Origin of the sequence: Brevibacillus fluminis, assembly GCF_052072235.1 — a bacterium.
GTDB classification, from domain to species: domain Bacteria; phylum Bacillota; class Bacilli; order Brevibacillales; family Brevibacillaceae; genus Brevibacillus_D; species Brevibacillus_D fluminis_A.
Genome location: NZ_CM125436.1, coordinates 5,709,581 through 5,729,943, shown reverse-complemented (window position 1 = coordinate 5,729,943; position 20,363 = coordinate 5,709,581). Strand labels below are relative to the sequence as shown.

General features: G+C 52.8%; 18 protein-coding genes and 1 tRNA gene. 16 read left to right on the top strand and 3 right to left on the bottom strand.

Annotated features, from left to right (window positions below; all coding sequences use genetic code 11):
* The first annotated feature begins 15 nt into the window (after window positions 1-15).
* From ACTID9_RS27900 to ACTID9_RS27845, 12 genes are all read left to right on the top strand, one after another.
* Entirely contained in the window at window positions 16-975 is a 960-nt protein-coding gene (locus tag ACTID9_RS27900) for an ABC transporter permease (protein WP_441068785.1), read from the top strand.
* Between the two features lie 81 nt (window positions 976-1,056).
* Entirely contained in the window at window positions 1,057-1,878 is an 822-nt protein-coding gene (locus tag ACTID9_RS27895; RefSeq protein ID WP_441072759.1) for an ABC transporter permease, read from the top strand.
* 16 nt (window positions 1,879-1,894) lie between these two features.
* On the top strand, window positions 1,895-2,902 hold the full coding sequence (locus tag ACTID9_RS27890; RefSeq protein ID WP_441068783.1) for an ABC transporter ATP-binding protein: 1,008 nt from the start codon (window positions 1,895-1,897) through the stop codon (window positions 2,900-2,902).
* 1 nt (window position 2,903) lies between these two features.
* Window positions 2,904-3,881 carry an ABC transporter ATP-binding protein gene (locus tag ACTID9_RS27885; protein ID WP_441068781.1) on the top strand — a complete coding sequence of 326 codons (978 nt, stop codon included), beginning with the start codon at window positions 2,904-2,906 and terminating at the stop codon, window positions 3,879-3,881.
* Between the two features lie 104 nt (window positions 3,882-3,985).
* Window positions 3,986-4,933, top strand: coding sequence for a DUF1177 domain-containing protein (locus tag ACTID9_RS27880; RefSeq protein ID WP_441068779.1), 948 nt, complete (start codon window positions 3,986-3,988; stop codon window positions 4,931-4,933).
* The gene (locus ACTID9_RS27875; RefSeq protein ID WP_441068777.1) at window positions 4,930-6,198 is read left to right on the top strand and encodes a M20 family metallopeptidase; all 1,269 of its coding nucleotides are present in this window, start codon (window positions 4,930-4,932) and stop codon (window positions 6,196-6,198) included. The genes ACTID9_RS27880 and ACTID9_RS27875 overlap by 4 nt, the downstream gene beginning before the upstream one ends.
* Window positions 6,199-6,221: 23 nt before the next feature.
* A complete protein-coding gene (locus tag ACTID9_RS27870; RefSeq protein WP_441068775.1) occupies window positions 6,222-7,001 on the top strand; it encodes an IclR family transcriptional regulator in 780 nt (259 codons plus the stop codon).
* Window positions 7,002-7,028: 27 nt separating this feature from the next.
* On the top strand, window positions 7,029-8,234 hold the full coding sequence (locus ACTID9_RS27865; RefSeq protein ID WP_441068773.1) for a M20 metallopeptidase family protein: 1,206 nt from the start codon (window positions 7,029-7,031) through the stop codon (window positions 8,232-8,234).
* Window positions 8,235-8,239: 5 nt separating this feature from the next.
* Window positions 8,240-10,219 (top strand): S9 family peptidase, encoded by a 1,980-nt coding sequence (locus tag ACTID9_RS27860; protein WP_441068771.1) that lies wholly within the window; start codon window positions 8,240-8,242, stop codon window positions 10,217-10,219.
* A 140-nt stretch (window positions 10,220-10,359) separates the two neighbouring features.
* The gene (locus ACTID9_RS27855) at window positions 10,360-10,836 is read left to right on the top strand and encodes a GyrI-like domain-containing protein (RefSeq protein WP_441068769.1); all 477 of its coding nucleotides are present in this window, start codon (window positions 10,360-10,362) and stop codon (window positions 10,834-10,836) included.
* 141 nt (window positions 10,837-10,977) lie between these two features.
* Window positions 10,978-12,315: an MATE family efflux transporter gene (locus ACTID9_RS27850; protein WP_441068766.1), complete on the top strand. Its 1,338-nt coding sequence runs from the start codon at window positions 10,978-10,980 to the stop codon at window positions 12,313-12,315.
* Window positions 12,316-12,331: 16 nt separating this feature from the next.
* Entirely contained in the window at window positions 12,332-13,060 is a 729-nt protein-coding gene (locus ACTID9_RS27845) for a uracil-DNA glycosylase (RefSeq protein WP_441068764.1), read from the top strand.
* Between the two features lie 151 nt (window positions 13,061-13,211).
* Here ACTID9_RS27845 and ACTID9_RS27840 read toward each other — a convergent pair.
* Together ACTID9_RS27840 and ACTID9_RS27835 are read right to left on the bottom strand one after the other, a co-directional pair.
* Window positions 13,212-13,299: transfer RNA gene (locus tag ACTID9_RS27840), tRNA-Leu, on the bottom strand.
* Between the two features lie 81 nt (window positions 13,300-13,380).
* Window positions 13,381-15,171, bottom strand: coding sequence for a sigma-54-dependent Fis family transcriptional regulator (locus tag ACTID9_RS27835; RefSeq protein ID WP_441068762.1), 1,791 nt, complete (start codon window positions 15,169-15,171; stop codon window positions 13,381-13,383).
* A gap of 236 nt (window positions 15,172-15,407) precedes the next feature.
* Between ACTID9_RS27835 and adh the strand changes: the two genes are divergently transcribed.
* From adh to ACTID9_RS27815, 4 genes are all read left to right on the top strand, one after another.
* A complete protein-coding gene (adh, locus tag ACTID9_RS27830) occupies window positions 15,408-16,928 on the top strand; it encodes an aldehyde dehydrogenase (protein ID WP_441068760.1) in 1,521 nt (506 codons plus the stop codon).
* A gap of 12 nt (window positions 16,929-16,940) precedes the next feature.
* Complete coding sequence (locus ACTID9_RS27825; protein ID WP_441068758.1) at window positions 16,941-17,303, top strand: DUF779 domain-containing protein; 363 nt, start codon at window positions 16,941-16,943, stop codon at window positions 17,301-17,303.
* Between the two features lie 173 nt (window positions 17,304-17,476).
* The gene (locus ACTID9_RS27820; RefSeq protein ID WP_441068756.1) at window positions 17,477-18,823 is read left to right on the top strand and encodes a copper resistance CopC/CopD family protein; all 1,347 of its coding nucleotides are present in this window, start codon (window positions 17,477-17,479) and stop codon (window positions 18,821-18,823) included.
* Entirely contained in the window at window positions 18,820-19,434 is a 615-nt protein-coding gene (locus ACTID9_RS27815) for a YcnI family copper-binding membrane protein (RefSeq protein ID WP_441068754.1), read from the top strand. Before ACTID9_RS27820 ends, ACTID9_RS27815 begins: the two co-directional genes overlap by 4 nt.
* A 169-nt stretch (window positions 19,435-19,603) precedes the next feature.
* On the opposite strand, the gene ACTID9_RS27810 is transcribed toward ACTID9_RS27815, so the two are convergent.
* Complete coding sequence (locus ACTID9_RS27810; protein WP_441068752.1) at window positions 19,604-20,332, bottom strand: hypothetical protein; 729 nt, start codon at window positions 20,330-20,332, stop codon at window positions 19,604-19,606.
* Between the last annotated feature and the right edge of the window lie 31 nt (window positions 20,333-20,363).

The window sequence follows — 20,363 nt, the reverse complement described above, 5'->3', positions numbered from 1 at the left end:
GGGGAGGAGATCAAGTTGCTCAAGTTAGTGTTAAAACGACTGATTGATTTGATTCCCACTTTATTCGTAGTGGCCATTACAGTGTTTATCATTACGCGGTTGATTCCTGGGGATCCGGCAGCAGTCATGCTGGGTCCACAGGCTTCTGTGGAAGATATCAATGCCCTGCGCGAAAAATTGGGATTAAACGAACCGCTTTACCTTCAATTCATTCATTACATCGGTGATTTGCTGACCGGGAATCTGGGCTTCTCGCCTAACTACAACCAGTCGGTTACCTCACTTATTCTTGAGCGTTTTCCAAGCACGCTGATGCTTGCCGGAAGTGCCTTGCTGATTTCGCTTCTGATTGGAATTCCAGCCGGCATCATCTCTGCAACAAAACCGAATTCTTTCTGGGATTACATCGTGATGATTCTTTCCTTGGTCGGTGTATCCATTCCGATTTTCTGGCTGGGCGTCATGCTCGTGTTGTACTTCAGCGTCAATTTGGGCTGGCTGCCGGCGACCGGTATGGGATCGATGGACCAAGGCTTGGGCGATGTGATCAAGCACCTTGTTTTGCCCAGCGTGGCGCTCAGTACCATTCCGATGGCGACGTTCGCGCGCATTACCCGCTCCAGCATGCTGGAGGTCATCAAACAGGATTACATCAAGACAGCCCGTGCCAAAGGGCTTTTGGAATTTTGGGTGGTTTGGAAGCATGCTTTGAAAAATGCGTTAACGCCGATTTTGACCGTGTTGGGGATGCAAATTTCCATGCTGTTGGGCGGCGCTGTTTTGACCGAAACAATCTTCAGCTGGCCAGGAATGGGGCGGTTGGTGGTCGATGCCATCGAAAGCCGCGACTTCATGGTCGTACAAGGAACCGTTTTGTTTATTGCCGTTATCTTTGTCGTCGTCAACCTGTTGGTTGATATTATGTACGCTGTGGTGAACCCGCGCGTCAATCTTTCGAACAAGGGGAGGAGTTAGAACGTGAACAGCAACATGACGTCCGTCTCAACCGCCGACGCTCCGGTTTCCCCGAAAAAGCAAAAAAATGAAAACAGCATCATGAGAAGGTTGCTCAAAAATCGATTGGCATTCATGGGCATGATCATCATCTGCATCATGATCATCTCGGCGTTGTTTGCCCCGCTGATCGCAACGCATGACCCGCTGAAAATGGATTTGACAAACACCCTGACAGAACCGGGCGTAAATGGACACCTGCTTGGTACAGACAACTATGGGCGCGACTTGTTCAGTCGGATTGTATATGGCGCACAAATTTCGTTGGTCGTCGGCGTTTTCGCTGTAGGCCTGGGCGGCATTTTGGGGACGATCCTCGGCTTGCTCGCCGGTTATTACGGCGGCCGCATCGACGCCATCATCATGCGCACCATGGACGGATTGTTCGCCTTTCCGTTCATCCTGCTTTCCATCGCTTTGATGACCGTGCTTGGCTCCGGGCTGTTTAATGTGATTTTGGCAATCGGGATCGCCAACATTCCCGGCTTCGCCCGCATCGTTCGCGGACAGGTGCTTTCCGTCAAGGAGGAAGAGTATATCGAGGTTACGCGTTCGCTTGGCGCCAATCATTCCCGCATCATTTTCAGCCATATTTTGCCGAACTGCATGGCGCCGATCATTGTCTATGCAACGATGAACGTGGCCGGGGCGATCATTTCCGAAGCGGCCCTGAGCTTTTTGGGGCTTGGCGTTCAGCCGCCGACGGCTTCCTGGGGAAGCATTTTGAAGGACGGGAAAGATTTCCTGGTCTTATCTCCGCATATGGCCACCTATTCCGGCTTGGCGATTTTGCTTTCGGTGCTTGGTTTCAATCTGTTCGGCGATGGTTTGCGCGATGCTCTGGACCCGAAAATGAAGGTGTAAATGAGGTGATGAACAAGTGGCACAGCCAAACGTTTTACTTAGCGTAAAAGATTTGGAAGTATATTTTTACTCCTCGGGCGTGGTGAAAGCCGTCAACGGTGTCAGCTTTGACCTGGGGCAAGGGGAGAGCATCGGGATCGTGGGCGAATCCGGCTCGGGGAAAAGCGTGACGGCTACCGCTATTTTGGGATTGATTCCATCACCTCCCGGCAAAATCGAGAACGGTAGCATCGAATTTGAAGGCAAGGACCTCACCAAGCTGTCCAACAAGGAAATGCGGCATATTCGCGGCAACGAAATCTCGATGATTTTCCAAGACCCGATGACGTCGCTCAATCCGGTTTATACCGTGGGCAATCAGATCATGGAAGTGATTCGGCTGCACCAGAAAGTGAACAAGCAGGAAGCGAGAAAACGCGCGGTCGAGATGCTGCAATTGGTCGGCATCCCCGAGCCGGAACGCCGCCTGGATCAATACCCGCATGAGTTTTCCGGGGGCATGCGGCAGCGCGCGATGATCGCGATCGCACTTGCGTGTAACCCCAAGCTGCTGATTGCCGACGAACCGACGACGGCGCTCGATGTGACGGTTCAGGCGCAAATTTTGCAGCTGATGAAAAATTTGCAGGAAAAGCTGAAAACCTCGATCATCATGATTACCCATGACCTTGGCGTCGTCTGGGAAAGCTGCCACAAAGTGCTGGTGATGTATGCGGGCAATACCGTCGAGTACGCCACCGTCGAGGAGCTGTACCGCAATCCGCGCCACCCGTACACATGGGGACTGCTGGATTCGCAGATCAAATCAGACACGAAGGACAAGGGCAAGCTTCCATCCATTCCCGGCAATCCGCCCGATTTGCGCAAAGCCATTTCCGGCTGCCTGTTTGCGCCGCGCTGCCGCTATGCGAAGGACAAATGCTTTGCCGAAAAGCCAGGCTTGGTGGATGTGGGACAAGGCCACATGGTAGCATGCCATTTCCAAACCGCAGCGGAACAGCTCGTCAGGGAAGGAGGAGAATAACATGCGCGAAACCATTTTGCAGGTACAAGATTTGAAAAAACACTTCCCCGTGAAGGATGGCATGCTGTTTTCCAAACCGTCCCGTTTCGTGAAAGCGGTCGATGGCGTCAGCTTTGATGTGTTCAAAGGCGAAACGTTGGGCATCGTGGGCGAATCCGGCTGCGGCAAGTCGACAATGGCCCGGCTGATCACCCAGCTGATCCGTCCGACGGCAGGCTCTGTTCGGTTTAAAGGCAAGGATCTGGTCACTCTTTCCGAGCAAGAGATGAAAAAAGAGCGCAAATCGATCCAGATGATTTTCCAAAATCCGTACGCTTCGCTCGATCCCCGCAAAACCGTCGAGCAGCTGATCATGGAGCCGCTTTTGATCCACGGCGTCGGCACCAGGCCGGAGCAGAAGAAGCGGGTAAAAGAGCTGCTGGAGGTTGTCGGCTTGAGCGAATACCATGCGCAGCGTTATCCGCATGAATTCAGCGGCGGCCAACGCCAGCGCATCAACATCGCCCGGGCGCTGACCCTGAATCCGGACCTCGTGATCTGCGATGAGTCGGTATCCGCTCTGGACGTTTCGATTCAAGCGCAGGTGATCAATCTGCTCAAAGATTTGCAGAGTCAATTTCAACTGACCTACATGTTTATTTCCCACGATTTGAACGTGGTGCGCTATATCAGCGACCGGATTGCCGTCATGTATCTCGGCCGCGTCGTCGAGCTGGGAACCTATGAGGAGATTTACCGTTCCCCGCAGCATCCTTATACGCGCGCTCTCTTGTCCGCGGTGCCAAAAGAAAGTCCATTCGAGGAAAAGCAGCAAATCATTTTGTCGGGAGATGTGCCAAGCCCGATGAACCCGCCGTCCGGCTGCCATTTTCACAAGCGGTGTCCGTATGCGACGGAGGCATGCAAAACCGACAGCCCTGTGCTGCGCGATTACCAAAACGGCCACATGGTGGCGTGCCATTTGGCTGGCGAAATCTAGCCATCTGGCTAAAACGTGGAAGAAAACGGCCCGGTACCCGGTGTCTTGGATAGATTCGAGAGGATGCTCAACACAACACGCGTAACGTCAGGAGGAACAAAACGATGTCTTTGAAACATGTGATGGAAATGTTCGATTTGCTCGACAGCTCGACTGCGAGCGGTGAGGCGATCAAGCAATATTTTGCCGATCGAGGCTTTACGAATGTGGTCGTGCAAACAGTCGAGGGGGATAAAGGCTCGACGGATTTTATCAAGGTGACCGTGCCGGGCAAAAACGGCAAAAGCAACGGCGGAACAGCGCCAACGCTCGGAATCGTCGGTCGTCTCGGCGGTTTGGGCGCTCGCCCGGAGCAAATCGGATTTGTTTCCGATGGCGACGGCGCGCTGGCTTGCCTGGCCGCAGCTGCCAAGCTGGTGGAAATGCAGCAGCGCGGAGACGTTTTGGCGGGCGATGTCATTTTGACCACCCATGTGTGCCCGGATGCGCCGACACAGCCGCATGACCCGGTTCCGTTCATGGATTCGCCGGTCGATATTTTGACCATGAACAAATATGAAGTCGTAAGCGAGATGGACGCGATCCTGTCGATCGATACGACAAAGGGCAACCAGGTCGTGAACCATAACGGATTCGCGCTTTCGCCGACTGTAAAAGAAGGATACATTTTGCGCATCAGCAACGATTTGCTCGATCTGATGAAGCAAACGACAGGCAAGATGCCGGTGACGTTCCCGATAACGACGCAAGATATTACGCCGTATGGCAATGACTTGTATCATATCAACAGCATTTTGCAGCCGTGCGTGGCGACAAACAGCCCGGTCGTCGGCGTGGCGATCACAACGAGCGTGCCGGTGGCGGGTTGTGCGACGGGTGCGACCCATCTGATCGATGTGGAGCAGACCGTTCGTTTTGTCATCGAAGCGGCGAAATGGTATGGCGTGAACAAGTGCTCGTTCTATGACGAACAAGAATTCGAGCGCATCGTTTCTTTGTACGGCACCATGAATCACTTGCAAACCCTCGACGGAAAGGTGAAGGTACAATGAGTGAAGCAATCCGCGTTCTCAAAGACCAAGCAATCGCAGCCGTAGAAGCCAACCAGCAAGAGTTGATCGATCTTTGCTGCAGGCTGATTCAATTCCCAAGCGAAAACCCGCCGGGAAATTCCACCCCGATCAGCACGTATATCGCTGATTATTTGGCGACGCACGGCATTGAAACCGCTTGGCATGAAGCGGCCCCGGACATGTGGAATCTGATCTCGCGTATCGGATCTGGCGACAAAGGGAAAAAATTGATTTATTGCGGTCATACCGATGTCGTTCCAGCCGGTGACAGAAACAGATGGGATTTCGACCCGTTTGCCGGGGAAGTGAAGGATGGCTGGATTTTGGGTCGGGGTGCGAGCGATATGAAGGGCGGCTTGGCAGGAATCATTTTTGCCATGACGATCTTGAAGCGTCTGGGTCTCGAATTGCCAGGTGAGTTGGTGCTGGCGATCGTGCCGGATGAAGAAACGGGCGGCGACCTCGGCGTGCCGTGGCTTTTGGAACGCGGATTGATTCAGGGCGATGGCGCGATGATCGCGGAACCATCGTCTCCGCTGAATCCGACATTGGGTCAAAAAGGTGCCTGCCACTTCCGGCTGACGGTAAAAGGTACGCCTGGCCACGGCTCGCTCGCGCCTCTTGCCGGGAAGAACGCGATCACCGATGCATTCCGCGCGATCGAGGAGATTCGTCAGGTGTGGAATTATCCGGTGAACATTCCTGAGGAAATGAAGCCGATTATTGAGATTTCGAAAGTATATATGAAGGAAAATGAGCGGATCGAGTATAAAGAGATACTTGAGCGTATTTCTTGCAACATTGGTACCATTCAGGGCGGCACGAAATCGAACGTCGTTCCGGACACATGCGTCGTCGAGGTGGACACGCGTCTGCCATTTGGCGTGACGGGCGATGAGGTGCTAGCGTTCGTACGCGACAAGCTCGACCAATTGGGCATCGATTACGACATCGAACCGTTCGGCTTCCGCAGCAATGCGAACTACTCCTCGCCGGAAGACCCGGTCTGCCGGGCGATTGTAGACAACATTTCGTACGTTACCAATGAACATGCGTATGGCGTGCTGCAATGGGCTTGCAGCGATGCGCGCCATTTCCGCAACTATTCCATACCTGTTTTGCAGTATGGGCCTGCCTATCTGCCAAGCATTCATAATTTTAATGAGAAGGTGCTCGTGGAAGATGTGATTCGCTGCGCGAAAGTGTATGTTGCGGCTGCGATCGACTTCCTGCACCAAGGCTAATATCGGAGAAGGGGAGTTTTTCATTGTTAAAAACGCTGGATCTTGCACTTAATATTTTGCTTTGCTTCACAAAAGAGAAAACCTCGTGGGGAGCACGGGAGTTGGCCAAGGAGCTTGGAATCAGCCATGCCAATGTCTATCGTATTCTCAGCACGTTTGAGGCCAATCGATTTCTGGTAAAAGATCCTGAGACAAAGAAATACTCCCTTGGTATCCGCTTCTGGGAGCTGGGGCTGTTAAGCTATGACGCGATGAATGTGGGCAAGCTGCTGCGTCCGGTTTTGCAACGATTGATGGAAGCGACCAGTGAATCGGTCATGGTGACCAGCCTGGATGATAACCAGGGACTGACATTGGAGGTTTTGGAGCCGGACAATGTCGTGCGGTATACCGTAACGGTGGGGAGCAGAGCGCCTTTGTATGTGGGCGCTTCCTACCGCTCCATCCTGGCATTTATGCCGGAGGAAAAAGTCGAGCAGATCATTGCCCAAGGCTTGGTGCAATATACACCGAAGACGATGACGAACCCGGATGTATTGCGTGCCGATCTGGCTACGATTCGTGAGACCGGAATCGCCCGCAGCGAGGGGGAGTACACTCCGGATATCATCGCGCTGGCCGTGCCGATTTTCCATTATAACGGTAAAATCATGGGCTCGCTCACCATCTCGGGACCGACGTATCGGATGACGGACGAGAAGGTGGAGCATTGTATCGACATGCTGAAAAAAGCGAAAGCAGAGATCGACGAGATCGTGACCAAGTACCAGCTCGACTTATCGCATTATTTCATCTCAGAATAGGAGCTGGCGGAGAGAGGAGAATGTTCCGTGCTCGAAACCATGTATGACCAATTGGCGGAGCTGTACCAGGAAATGGTGGAGCTTCGCCGTTATTTTCATATGCATCCGGAACTGTCGTTTGAAGAGGTGGAGACGCCGGCAAAGATTGCGGCATATTTGACTGAGCTGGGAATTGAAGTGAAAACGGGTGTAGGCGGCAATGGAGTGCTTGGTTACATCCGCGGCGGCAAGCCGGGCAAAACGGTCGCCTTGCGAGCCGATTTCGACGCGCTGCCGATCCAGGACGAGAAGGACGTACCGTACAAATCGCAGGTTCCGGGCGTCATGCACGCTTGCGGACATGACGGGCACACGGCCACGCTGCTCGCTGTGGCCAAAGTGCTGCAAGCCAATCGGGAAAAGCTGGCCGGAAATGTCGTGCTGATCCATCAGTTTGCCGAGGAGGTCGCGCCAGGCGGTGCCAAAGCGATGATTGAGGCGGGGTGTCTGGATGGAGTCGACGCCATATTCGGCACACATTTATCCTCCAGCTTCCCTACGGGTGTTGTTGGGTACCGCAGCGGCTCCATCGCGGCCGCTTCCGACCGCTTTTCCATCGTCATTCAAGGCAAGGGCGGGCATGGCGCAGCTCCGCAGGAGTCGATCGACCCGATTGCGGTGGGCGCTGTGCTGATCACGCATCTGCAGCAGATCGTCAGCCGCCGGATCGATCCGCAAAGGCCGGCGGTTTTTACGATCGGGTCCTTTCATTCGGGCGAAGCGTTCAATGTCATTCCCGATACGGCGACCATTCAAGGCACGGTGCGCACCTATCATCCGGAGGTGCAGGAACGAATCATGGGGGAATTGGAACGGATCGTAAAAGGGACGTGCGAAGCCGCCAATGCCAGCTATTCGCTGCACTATACAAAAGGGTATCCGGCGGTGATCAACCATAAGCAAGAGACGCTGCTGCTGGCCGAATGCGCCAAGCAAGTGCTGGGCGAGGAGCATGTCTTTGAAATGGAGCCGTTCATGAGCGGCGAGGATTTCGCCTATTACTTGCAGAAAGTGCCGGGCACATTCTTTTTTACCGGAGCCAGCAATGAAGAGCTGGGCAGCTCGTACCCCCACCATCATCCGCGATTTGACATCGATGAAAAAGCGATGCTGGCGGCAGCCAAAGTCATGGTCACGGCAACGGTGCGCTATCTGGAAAATGCCGCTGCCGGGAAGGATGGAGGGAGTCGGTAATGGGGATGGCAAAACGGAAGGTCACGCCTGAAGATTTGTTTTCGCTGCAGTTCGTCGGCGATGTACAAATTTCACCGGATGGTAAAAAAGCGCTCTACGTCCATACAGCAGTAAACGGGGAGAAGGACGGCTATTTTTCCTCCCTTTGGCTGACCGATTTCACGGACCAGGGAAGCCGCTTCACACATCCACAGCCGGATCGCCTGGTCAAAGACCACAGCCCGAGATGGTCGCCGGATGGACAAAGCATCGCGTTTCTCTCCAATCGTTCAGGAATGGATCAGGTGTGGCTGATTCCGGCTGATGGCGGCGATGCGAAACAGCTGACCGAGTTGCCGACCAATGTACAGTCCATTGCATGGTCGCCTGATGGCAAACGGCTGGCGTGTCTCATCCAAGACGTTGAGGATACGTCAACGACCGATGTGAAGGTGATCACCAAGCTGCGCTACAAACACGATTCCAAAGGGTTCCGCGGACACCATATGAACCACATTTGGGTCGTGGAGGCAGCATCAGGTGAGGCTAGGCAAGTAACATCTGGCGATTGGGAAGATATCGACCCGGTCTGGTCGCCGGACAGCCGCTCGATTATCTTTCTGTCGGACCGCTCGGAAACGCGCGATTTCAACCATGTGCCCGCACTATGGAAGCTGGATGTGGAGACGGGAGAATGCGTGAAGCTGGTTCAATGCGCAGGTTTTACCTTGGCGCCGCGGTTTTCGCCTGACGGCAAGTGGATTGCCTACTTCGATCACCAATACGGGGAAACCAATGCATGCAATGATGAAGTGTGGCTGATTCCCGCTGAGGGCGGCGAAGCACGCAACTTGACAGGGATGCTGGACCGTTCGACCGCCAACTGGGTCGGATCGGATGTGAAATGGGACGCCGGCGTGCACCAGCCGACATGGTCCAAAGATGGCCGCTATCTTTACTTCCTGGTAACCGAAGGCGGAAACTGCTGGATTCACCGGGTGGAAGTCAAAACCGGACTCATTGAGCCTGTCGTTACCGGCGATCGTCTGGTCGTAACTTCCTTCGCGATGCATGATGACGGTGTGGAGCCGTTTTTGGTCTATGTGGTGGCACATCCGCAATCCACCGGCGACCTGTACGTCGAATCGCTGGGAAGAGACAGGGAAAAACGGCAGCTCACCGACTTCAATCAGCAGCTGTTTTCCGAGCTTGCGCTATCAGAGCCGGAACGCATCCGTTTTGAAGGTGCTGATGGCTGGGAAATCGAGGGCTGGCTACTGAAGCCGCCGAATTTTCAGCCTGACGCGAAATATCCTTTGATTTTGCAAATACACGGGGGGCCGCACACGTGCTACGGCTTTTCGCTGAATCACGAGTTCCAGATGCTCGCCTCGGCCGGGTATGTTGTCTTGTACACAAATCCGCGCGGCAGCCAAGGGTACGGCAAAAAGTTTGCCCGGGCTGTTTTGGGCGATTGGGGCGGCAAAGACTATGAAGATTTGATGCGAGCGGTAGATTATGCCTGCACGCTGGATTACGTCGACGCCGATCAGCTTTTCGTGTCCGGCGGCAGCTACGGCGGTTTCATGGTCAACTGGATCGTGGGGCACACCGATCGCTTCAAGGCGGCGGTGACGCAGCGAAGCATTTGCAACCTGTACAGCATGGCCGGGTCGAGCGATATCGGTTTTTATTTCATCGACACGGAATTTGCGGGCGCAGATTTATGGGAGCATGAGGAGTTCATCATGTCGCGTTCCCCGATCCGTTACGCACGCCATGTCAAAACCCCTGTCCTGATCGAGCATAGCGAAAACGACCTGCGCTGCCCGATGGAGCAAGCGGAGCAATGGTTTATCGCATTGAAGCGCCTCGGCGTCGAAACCGTGCTGGTCAGGACGCCGGATGAAGGACATGAGCTTTCACGCTCCGGGAAGCCGAAGCACCGCATTGAGCGGCTCAAGCATATTTTGAACTGGTTCGAAAAGCATCGGAGCCAAGCCTGACAGGCAGTTCAGTTATCATGTTGAAAGAGTGAAGCAAGCGTTTGGCGGCCTTCACTCTTTTTTTATTTTGTTTGACATTATTTCTAACTTTTGGTAAATTAGAAACAGGAACATATGTTTGTTATCGGGAGGATACAAGAATGCCAATTGTCGAAACGAAGGAAAGACTGGTCATCATGGGGATTGCCGCCAGCACGACAAACGAGGCGGAGTGCAAAGGTGACGGGGAAATCCCGAAGCTGTGGCAGCGATTTTTTCAAGAACAGGTAAGCGAGAAGACCCCGGCCAAGGTTGACCAAGCGCTTTATGGACTGTACACCGACTATGAGGCTGACGTGAATGGCCGATACACGATGCTGATTGGACATGCTGTGGAAGAGCACGCCGAAGTACCGGAAGGGTCTGTGAAGAAAGAGGTGCCTGCCGCCAAATATCTCGTTTTCACCTCCCAGGAGGGACCCATTACAGAGGTTGTGCCAAAGCTCTGGCAGCAAATCTGGGATTATTTCGAGCAATCCGATGAAAAGCGGACCTATACGGGTGATTTCGAGCGGTATGACGAACGCTGCATGAATCCTGAGCAAGCCGTCGTCGAAGTGTACGTGGCTATCGCGTAAGGACAATATTCAAGAGGAAAGGAACCCGTAGTATTAGGGTTCTTTTTTTCGTGTAACGGCGGTTGCTTGGCGCAATATGCATCTTCGGCTATGATTAAGACTATAGTTAACCTAATGACAATTAGATAAAGGACGGCTAACATGCGAAATTGGAAGAATATTCTGTGGTTGTCGATTCCGTCCGTTGCTTCGTTCGCAACGGGGACCGTGACAGGAACCGTGAACCTGATCATGGTGGGCCAATTGGGCGTCTTGGCGATCGCCATCGTGGGAGTCTGCAACATTATCATGTATAATGTATGGGGATTTATTTCAGGGATCGGCCATACCGTCAACTATCTGGTTGCCCAAAATTACGGAGCCAACGACAGCAAGAAAGCGGTGGAGCGCACCCATATCGCACTTTATCTTTGTTTGCTCATCGGACTGTTCGTCTTTTTGCTGGGGACGTTCGGCGCAGGGTGGCTGCTGAAGTTGATGGGCGGCTCCCAAGAATTGATCGAGCAAGGCGAAGATTATTTGCGCATCCGCTTCTGGGCGATGATCTTTTCCACGCTGAGTTTTGTCTTCCACGGCTTCATGCGGGGAATCGGTGACACGAAGACGCCGATGGTGTTCTCGATCACGAGCAACGTGCTCATGATCTTCTTCACCTACACGCTCACGTATGGAAAATGGGGCTTGCCAGAACTGGGCTTGCCCGGTGCTGCCTGGTCGATTTTTATCGGCGAGCTGGTCGGGCTGATCGGCTGTATCCTTGTCTATTTCGTCAAGCTGCACCCGCAGTTCCACACGAGAACGGTGATTCCGATCAATCGGCAGGAAGCCAGGCTCATCAGCTGGGAGAGCTTTAAGCTGGGTGGGCAGGAATTGGCGCTGGCGCTTTCCATGTTTATTTTTACGATGTTCGTGACCCGATTGGGCACGGTTCCGTTGGCAGCCAATGAAATCGCGTTGAGCGTCATGGCTTTCGGTTTCATGCCGGCATTTGCCTTCGGGTCGACGGCTACGATTCTGGTCGGTCAATATATCGGCAAGGGCAATGCGCAGATGGCGAGGAGAATGGGGACGGAAACAGCGACGATCGGGAGCCTGTTCATTTTGCTGCTCGGCTTGGTCGAGTTTTTGCTTGCGGAGCCAATCGCCCGCATTTATACGGCTGACCCGGACGTGTACCATCTCGCTGCGTTTTTGATCGAGATTTCCGCGTTTTTGCAAGTGTTCGACGGCTTGCTTAACTTTTACGCAGGAGGTTTGCGCGGAATCGGCGACACCGGCTTTCTGTTCAAAACGTCACTCGTGCTCTGCTTTGTCATGTTTGTCCCGCTAACCTATTTGCTGACATTTGTTTTCGGGTTGAACAGCGTGGGCGCGTGGATTTCCCTGTATACCTTTTTAATGGCATTCGGCATCATCGTCATGATCCGCTTTTACAAGGTGGATTGGGCCAAAGTCATGCCAAAATCAACTGAAGCGTAAGGTGGTTCGTACAATTATGACCAAGCTAAAAAACGACTGGTCTCCCCTGCTGGAAGATGAGTTTACCAAGCCATACTACTTGAAGCTGCGTCAGTTTCTGATGGAAGAATATCGATCGAGACCTGTGTTTCCCGATATGTACGACATTTTCAACGCACTGCACCTGACGCCGTACAACGATGCCAAGGTGGTGATTCTCGGCCAGGACCCTTATCACGGTCCCGGGCAAGCCCACGGCCTCAGCTTTTCGGTCAAACCGGGCGTCAGCACGCCGCCATCGCTGCAAAACATCTATAAAGAGCTGCAGACCGATCTGAACTGCTACATCCCGAACAACGGGTATCTGGTCAAATGGGCGGAGCAAGGCGTACTGCTGCTGAACACCGTGCTGACGGTTCGCGCCGGGCAAGCCAACTCGCACAAAGGAATGGGCTGGGAGCAGTTCACCGACCAAATCATCGCGACGCTCAACCGCCGGGAAAAACCGCTTGTTTTCATCCTATGGGGCCGACATGCGCAAGAGAAACGCGAGTTGATTACCGGCTCGCATCATTACATCATCGAGTCGCCGCATCCAAGCCCCTTTTCCGCCAACCGCGGCTTTTTCGGCAGCAGGCCGTTTTCGCGCGCCAATGCGTTTTTGGAGAAAATCGGCAGCACGCCGATCGATTGGCAAATCCCCAATCTTGATCCTGCCGAGCTTGCGGCAGCGAATGAGCGGGAAAAGGTGAAAACAATCGAATAGTAGACGGATATACGGTGCTGACAAATTCGCCATTCGGGCGGGTACATTGTCAGGCCGTATTTTTTATGTGCAACGATGTCACAGCCATTGACTTGGCGGGGAAACAAAAAAACCATCCGGGACGAATCCCAAATGGTTTGCTTGTGTTGTATGGTGCCGAGGACCGGACTTGAACCGGTACGGGAGAAACTCCCGACAGATTTTAAGTCTGTTGCGTCTGCCTATTCCGCCACCCCGGCAGAAATAGTCAACACAAATTTATCATTTTTTACCTGGACAAGTCAAGAGTTTTTCATCATGTCTAAAAGAATAGAAATACACTAAACACTGCCCATGTTCGCCGTATTCGAAATGCGATACTCTTCCATTTTTCGATAGAGGGTATTGCGTCCAATTTGCAAGAGCTTAGCCGCTTTGCTTACATTCCCGCCACTCGCGGCCAGCGATTTTTGGATCGCGGCAATCTCGGCTTCACGCAGCGATAAAATCGGTTGGCTGTCATCGTAGGCAACGTGATCGGGGAGATCGAGCTGCAGGTGGTGGGCTTCAATCTCACCGCCATCGGCCAAAAAAGATGCTTGCATCAGCACGCTTTGCAGCTCCCGGACGTTGCCGGGCCACTGGTAGGATCGAAGAAGCTTCTGGGCATCCGGCGCGAGGACCGGAACAGGAGCGTCCTCGTCGTTGATCTGGCGCAGCAGATGTTCCGCCAACTCGATCACATCGCTCCGCTCGCGCAGCGGCGGCAGAGTAATCTGGATGCCCTTGAGCCGGTAATAAAGGTCGGCGCGGAAACGACCGGCCTTGATCTCTTCGGGCAGGTTGCGGTGCGTGGCGGCAATCACGCGGGCATGCACTGGTCTTGTGCGGGTGCTGCCGACAGGGGTGACGACTTTTTCTTGAAGCACGCGGAGCAGGGCGGCTTGGGCCCGCAAAGACATGTCGCCGATCTCATCCAAAAAGATCGTGCCCTGCTTGGCGGCCTCGAATTTGCCGATGCTGCCTTCCCGGTTAGCTCCGGTAAAAGCGCCGCTTTCGTAGCCGAACAATTCGCTTTCGACCAGGTTGTCCGGTATCGCGCTGCAATTGACGGCGATAAACGGCTGTGCCGCCCGTGTGCTGGCCTGGTGGATCGATTGCGCCACGACCTCTTTCCCGGTGCCGCTTTCACCGAGCAGAAGCACGGGGTAATGGGTCAGCGCCGCTTTTAAGGCGAGTTCCTTCGTTTGGACGATGCGTTTGCAGGACCCGGCCAGCCGTGAAAAGCTGGTCAGCAACCCGCGCTGATCAGGAGTGTCTGTTTTTTTATGAAGGGCGACAGAGCGCCACATTTTGCTGGTTTGGTCCGAAATCGTTTGGGTCGTATAGCCCTTTTTTCCGACAAATTCTTTTCCCAGGCAATCTTTGCCGAGTATCCCGACGGCAGCGGCGTTTGCGCGGACGATGCGCCGGTCGCGATCAAGCGAGACGAGCGGCGTCTGATGACTGGCAGAAATTTGGTCGAGTTCCTTCAATGTCAGCAGATGCTCATGCCTGGATGTTTCCAGCAGCAGCTTGTTCTGCAGCGAATCAGCTGCCAGACTGGCCAGCGAGAGGATGTACGGATGAAACCCTTCCTTCTGCCCGCTGATGTTGATGACGCCCAGAAATTCGCCTTCTGCGTCGTAAATGGGGGCCGCGGCACATGTGAGGAACTGATTTTCCCTGAAAAAGTGCTGTTCCGCATGAATCCGCACGGGGCGGGCTTCAACCAGGGCGGTGCCGATCGCATTCGTTCCTTTGCGGCTCTCTTCCCAGTTGGCGCCGACTTGAAGCTGCACGCGCTGGGCATGGTCGGCAAAATCAGGGTCGCCGATCGTGTGGATGATGTTTCCCTGGCGGTCGACGAGCATGGCGATATGTCCCATTTGATGGATGAACGGAAAAAGCTTTTCGAAAATCGGCACGGTGTATTGGATCAGCGCCTGATTTTCCTTGATGATTTCTTTGATTCGCTTGCCTGTGATGATTTGATCATTTGCTTGGTCTGTCGGGTGTAGGCCGGTTTGATGACAGCGCTGCCATGAACGGGTAACCAAAGCGGAAGAATCCGCATACTGCAGAAATGCCAAGGAATAACCCTCCCTTACGCACCTAAATGATCTTTGTCATCAGTATAGCATGTTTGTCCGATCACTGTCTGAATAGTCTAAAGTTGTTCGAAAATGGAACAGTTCGGTGTTCGAAAGTGGAGCATTTGGATAGTGTCGCCGTGAAGCGAAAAGCGCAAATTCAGCCATACGGACGTTGGCATAATACGTGCTATTTAAGAAAGCGAAAGAAATTTACATATGGGGAGGGTTTTTTGATGATTTATGCTCAACCTGGACAACCTGGATCAAAAGTGACTTTTAAACCACGTTATGAAAACTACATCGGTGGCAAATGGGTCGCACCGGTTAAAGGCGAGTATTTTGAAAACGTTTCACCGGTGACAGGCAAAGTGTTTTGCGAGATCGCGCGCTCCACGTCTGAAGATATCGAACTGGCGCTGGATGCCGCACATGCCGCAAAAGATGCATGGGGACGCACATCGGTAACGGAAAGAGCCCTCATTTTGAATAAAATCGCAGATCGCATGGAAGCAAATTTGGAAACGCTTGCGGTAGCGGAAACATGGGATAACGGCAAGCCGGTAAGAGAGACGCTGGCTGCGGACATTCCGCTGGCGATCGACCATTTCCGTTATTTTGCCGGCTGCATCCGTTCGCAGGAAGGCGCACTGTCCCAAATCGATGATTCGACAGTGGCTTACCATTTCCATGAGCCATTGGGCGTAGTGGGTCAAATCATTCCTTGGAACTTCCCGATCCTGATGGCGACATGGAAGCTTGCTCCTGCGCTTGCGGCGGGCAACTGCGTCGTCCTGAAACCGGCAGAACAAACGCCTGCATCGATCATGGTACTGTTGGAACTGATCGGCGATCTGCTGCCAGCTGGCGTTGTGAACGTCGTCAACGGTTTCGGTCTGGAGGCAGGCAAACCGCTGGCATCCAGCAACCGGATCTCCAAAATCGCCTTTACGGGTGAAACCACAACCGGCCGCCTGATCATGCAATACGCATCGCAAAACATTATCCCGGTCACATTGGAGCTGGGCGGAAAATCGCCGAACATCTTCTTTGAAGACGTGTTTGCGAAAGACGATGCGTTCTTCGATAAAGCGTTGGAAGGTTTCGTCTTGTTTGCACTGAATCAAGGCGAGGTGTGCACATGCCCATCCCGCGCCCTGATCCAGGAAAGCATTTACGATCAATTCATGGAAAGAGCGATTGCGCGCGTGGCAAAAATCAAGCAAGGCAATCCGCTCGATACGGAAACGATGATCGGTGCTCAAGCATCGACGGAACAGGTAGAAAAAATCCTGTCCTACATCGATATCGGCAAGCAAGAAGGGGCAGAATGCCTCATCGGTGGTCAGCGTCAAGCGCTTGAGGGCGATTTGGCTGGCGGCTACTACATCCAGCCGACCGTCTTCAAAGGCCACAACAAAATGCGCATCTTCCAAGAAGAAATTTTCGGACCGGTCGTTTCGGTTACAACGTTCAAAGATGCCGAAGAAGCACTGTCCATCGCAAACGACACGCTGTACGGTTTGGGCGCAGGCTTGTGGACGCGTGACATCAACACAGCATACAACCTGGGCCGCAGCATTCAGGCAGGTCGCGTATGGACCAACTGCTACCATGCATACCCGGCACATGCTGCGTTCGGCGGCTATAAAGTTTCCGGTATCGGCCGCGAAAACCACAAAATGATGCTGAGCCACTACCAACAAACCAAAAACTTGCTGGTTAGCTACAGCCAAAATGCACTCGGCTTCTTTTAATAGAGGCTGAAGATGGAAACGGTAAAGCGTGTTTTAGCAACCGATACGGCTTTGGCGTTGATTGAAAAGCTGCAAGCCAAGCATGGCCCCCTGTTGTTTCACCAGTCCGGGGGCTGCTGCGACGGCAGTTCGCCGATGTGCTATCCGAAGGGGGATTTCCTGATTGGCGATTATGATGTGCTCCTCGGGGAGATCGGCGGTTGCCCGTTTTATATGAGTCAGGCGCAATTCGAGTATTGGAAGCATACGCAGCTGATCATTGATGTCGTGCCTGGTCGCGGCGGTATGTTTTCCCTCGAAGGACCGGAAGGAGTGCGCTTTTTGACTCGCTCCCGCATCTACACGGACGAAGAGTGGAAGGCGCTCAATCCATAAACAAGACGTTCGTAAATAAAAATGGAATGATTGTCAAAAATGTTAACAACCAGCGATTCTGGTTGTTTTTTTCTTTGTTCGCCTGAAAATTGTCCGGCTTGTAACAAAGTGGACGAATGATAGACGGGGTTTATAGCCCGGTTGGGCCATACGAACCGAACGGGTAATTTGCTATGATCGTAAAGGAAAAAGATGAGACGGATGGGGTGATGGCGATGAAACACATCAGGATGGTTCTCACGTTCGCTATCCTTTTTCTCCTGTGCTTACAGACGCTATGCGTATCGGCACATGCCGGATTGGTGGAAACAAGCCCGAAAAACGGGGAGATTGTCAAAGATGCGCCAACGAAAATAGCGTTGCGTTTCACCGAAACGTTGGAACCGGATTTGGTTTCCATCCGCTTGTACGATTGGAACGCAAATGAAATAAGCATTGAAAAGCCGAAGCTGCAGCGCGGCGATGCATCGACGGTTTACGCCGATCTGCCCAAGCTGGCGCAGGGCTCCTATACGGTTGTATGGTCGGTCGTCTCGGAGGATGGTCATCCGGTCAAAGATACGCTGCTGTTTTCCGTCGGTGCCAAAAGCGCGAGTGTGAAAATGCCGAATGAAAACCCGAATGCGAAATACGCAGCATCGCTGAACAACCTGTTCTTGATTGTGATCCGTTATGTGACGCAAGGATTGATCCTGTTGATGGGCGGTTTGGCTTTTGTCTCATGGCGGGCAGCCAAGCATTCGCTGCCGTCCTTCCGGGAGATACTGGGCAAAAACGTGATGTACAGCTGGTTGCTGCCATTGCTTGGCATGCTTATGCTGTGGCTGCTGTATGAGGCGACATTGCCGGAAGTCAATCTTACGAAAGCGCTGCTGAATGGCGACTGGGGGTTGCTTGGGCAGTCGCCGTTTGCCGTCATGATTCTCGTATCGACGTTGCTCCTGCTGCTTATGGCAATTCCGAAGATGGAAACAGGATGGTACATCACCATGTGGCTGCTGGCCGTGACGGTCCAGGCATTGGGCGGCCATGCGTGGGGAATCGAACCGCTGGCACTATCGATCCTCGCGCGCGTCATGCATGTTTGGACCGTGTCGCTCTGGCTAGGGGCCCTGCTTTACCTGGTGTTGATCAGCGTGCAGGGCAAGCGTGACAATGCGTCGTTCAAAGCGTTTTTCCTGCGCTTGGTGGCGGTTGCCGCTTTCTGCACATTGGCATCCGGTGCGGTGCTGCTTGTGATCCAGACCGATTGTGCCAGCATCATCGGCAGTATTGGAACATGGAGCTGCCTGCTGCTCGGCAAGCTGCTTGTTGTGGCTGCAATGCTTTTCCTCGCTTGGCGCCAGACGAGAAGCTGGCGTGGCGGCGAATCTTTGAAACAGACGCTTTTGCGCGCAGAAACAATCTTGGGGCTGATCGCCCTGCTGGCAGGCGTATGGATGAGCCAAACGCAGTATCCGCTTCCTGCCGCTTCGCACGATCATCAACATGTGGAATACGAACAGGGGGAATCGAAATGAAAGTACAAAGATGGTTGAGCAGTATTCTGTTGTCGGGCGCTATTTTGGCACTGGCCACTACAGCGCAAGCGCACGTGAACGTGTACCCGAAAGAAACGAAGACCGGAGCCTATGAAAAATACACTGTCCGCGTACCGGTTGAAAAAGATGTGAACACCACAAAAGTGCGTCTGGAATTCCCGGACAATGTGAAAGTAAGCACGGTAATGCCGATTGCCGGGTGGGACTATGCTTTCGAGAAAGACTCGGAGGGGCGGAACAAAGCCATCACGTGGACGGCGACAGCGGGTGGTCTGAAGCCGCATGAATTCATGGAGTTCGCGTTCGTGGGCGCCAATCCGAAGGAAACGGGCGAACTGACATGGAAAGCGTATCAAACGTATGCGGACGGGGAAACGGTCGAGTGGACCGGTGACAAAGATTCCAAAACGCCGGCATCGGTAACGACCGTGAATGCAGGTGCGGGCGAGGATGATCACGGGGCTGCGCAAACGGCTGCACCAGCCCAAGCCGCCGCACAAACGGGCGGAAGCAGCAATACGCTGCCGACCGTGCTTGCAGGCTTGGCTCTGCTCGTTGCGATCATTGGTTTTTTTAGAAAGAAAGCATAAGCAAGCATGAAAGAGTTAGCAAATCGACTATAGCTAACAAAAACAAGCAATTGAATACAATGTTAACTATTTTATAAAGGGATGAGAAATGCATGGAGGGTATTACCTCTTTAACATTTCTCATCCCTTTGATCAATTGCCTAATGATGCACCAATATTTTAAACGGAATCAGGAACGCCAATTACGTAATCTTGTATCCACTTGAACCATAGACTTTACTATTTTTGTTAATTGCTCTGGTGTTGTTCGTCCAGTGATAATGTACCACGTTTTTCCGTTATCATAAGACCAGCCAGCATCCGAACAGACGCACTCATTTGTTTCAATGACTGTAATTTGTCCTTTTGTCGCACCAGTAACAGGAGTAGTTCCCTTTGGTATGGTTGCCATAACACGCTTTATGATCGTAAAAGCATTGTTGGTACTCTCTGCCCATACTAAGTATTCCCAGCCATTGGCCTTCCAGATAAATGCCCTCTTGTTAGCGAAGTAATCCATCTCAAACCCGTTGAACGTAATGGTTCCTTCCGGTATCTCAAATGATTCGTATGTGGAGAAAGGCTGTTTTCGATAATTAGGTAAAGTTCCTGCTGACATCGTCATTACATCGAAAGTAAGAGTTCTTGATTGTCCATCAAGGACTCTTTGTCGCGAAATTTGGAACAAATAACGGTCTTTGCTTGCTTCCAACTTGCTCACGAATAAAGGCCCCAGCTGTCGAGAAAATTTAGATGATGCTACATGAGAAGGAATATATACGGGAATATCTACTTTTTTTAGTACGTCGAGAAACTTTCCATCCCATGTAAATGGTTCGACTTCGTCGTCTTGACTAGCGTTAGCAACAGGTACAAAAGCAATGAGCAAAGCTACGAATAACAACATAATTTTCTGCATGAAGCACCTCCATACTTATTTTCTAAGTTGT

Excerpts from the sequence above, each read along its gene's own strand:
- ACTID9_RS27820 (WP_441068756.1), top strand. The coding sequence starts at position 17,477 with ATGATCGTAAAGGAAAAAGATGAGACGGATGGGGTGATGGCGATGAAA.
- ACTID9_RS27810 (WP_441068752.1), bottom strand. The coding sequence starts at position 20,332 with ATGCAGAAAATTATGTTGTTATTCGTAGCTTTGCTCATTGCTTTTGTA.
- adh (WP_441068760.1), top strand. The coding sequence starts at position 15,408 with ATGATTTATGCTCAACCTGGACAACCTGGATCAAAAGTGACTTTTAAA.
- ACTID9_RS27885 (WP_441068781.1), top strand. The coding sequence starts at position 2,904 with ATGCGCGAAACCATTTTGCAGGTACAAGATTTGAAAAAACACTTCCCC.
- ACTID9_RS27875 (WP_441068777.1), top strand. The coding sequence starts at position 4,930 with ATGAGTGAAGCAATCCGCGTTCTCAAAGACCAAGCAATCGCAGCCGTA.
- ACTID9_RS27895 (WP_441072759.1), top strand. The coding sequence starts at position 1,057 with ATGAGAAGGTTGCTCAAAAATCGATTGGCATTCATGGGCATGATCATC.
- ACTID9_RS27860 (WP_441068771.1), top strand. The coding sequence starts at position 8,240 with ATGGCAAAACGGAAGGTCACGCCTGAAGATTTGTTTTCGCTGCAGTTC.
- ACTID9_RS27855 (WP_441068769.1), top strand. The coding sequence starts at position 10,360 with ATGCCAATTGTCGAAACGAAGGAAAGACTGGTCATCATGGGGATTGCC.
- ACTID9_RS27825 (WP_441068758.1), top strand. The coding sequence starts at position 16,941 with ATGGAAACGGTAAAGCGTGTTTTAGCAACCGATACGGCTTTGGCGTTG.
- ACTID9_RS27850 (WP_441068766.1), top strand. The coding sequence starts at position 10,978 with ATGCGAAATTGGAAGAATATTCTGTGGTTGTCGATTCCGTCCGTTGCT.
- ACTID9_RS27880 (WP_441068779.1), top strand. The coding sequence starts at position 3,986 with ATGTCTTTGAAACATGTGATGGAAATGTTCGATTTGCTCGACAGCTCG.
- ACTID9_RS27815 (WP_441068754.1), top strand. The coding sequence starts at position 18,820 with ATGAAAGTACAAAGATGGTTGAGCAGTATTCTGTTGTCGGGCGCTATT.
- ACTID9_RS27845 (WP_441068764.1), top strand. The coding sequence starts at position 12,332 with ATGACCAAGCTAAAAAACGACTGGTCTCCCCTGCTGGAAGATGAGTTT.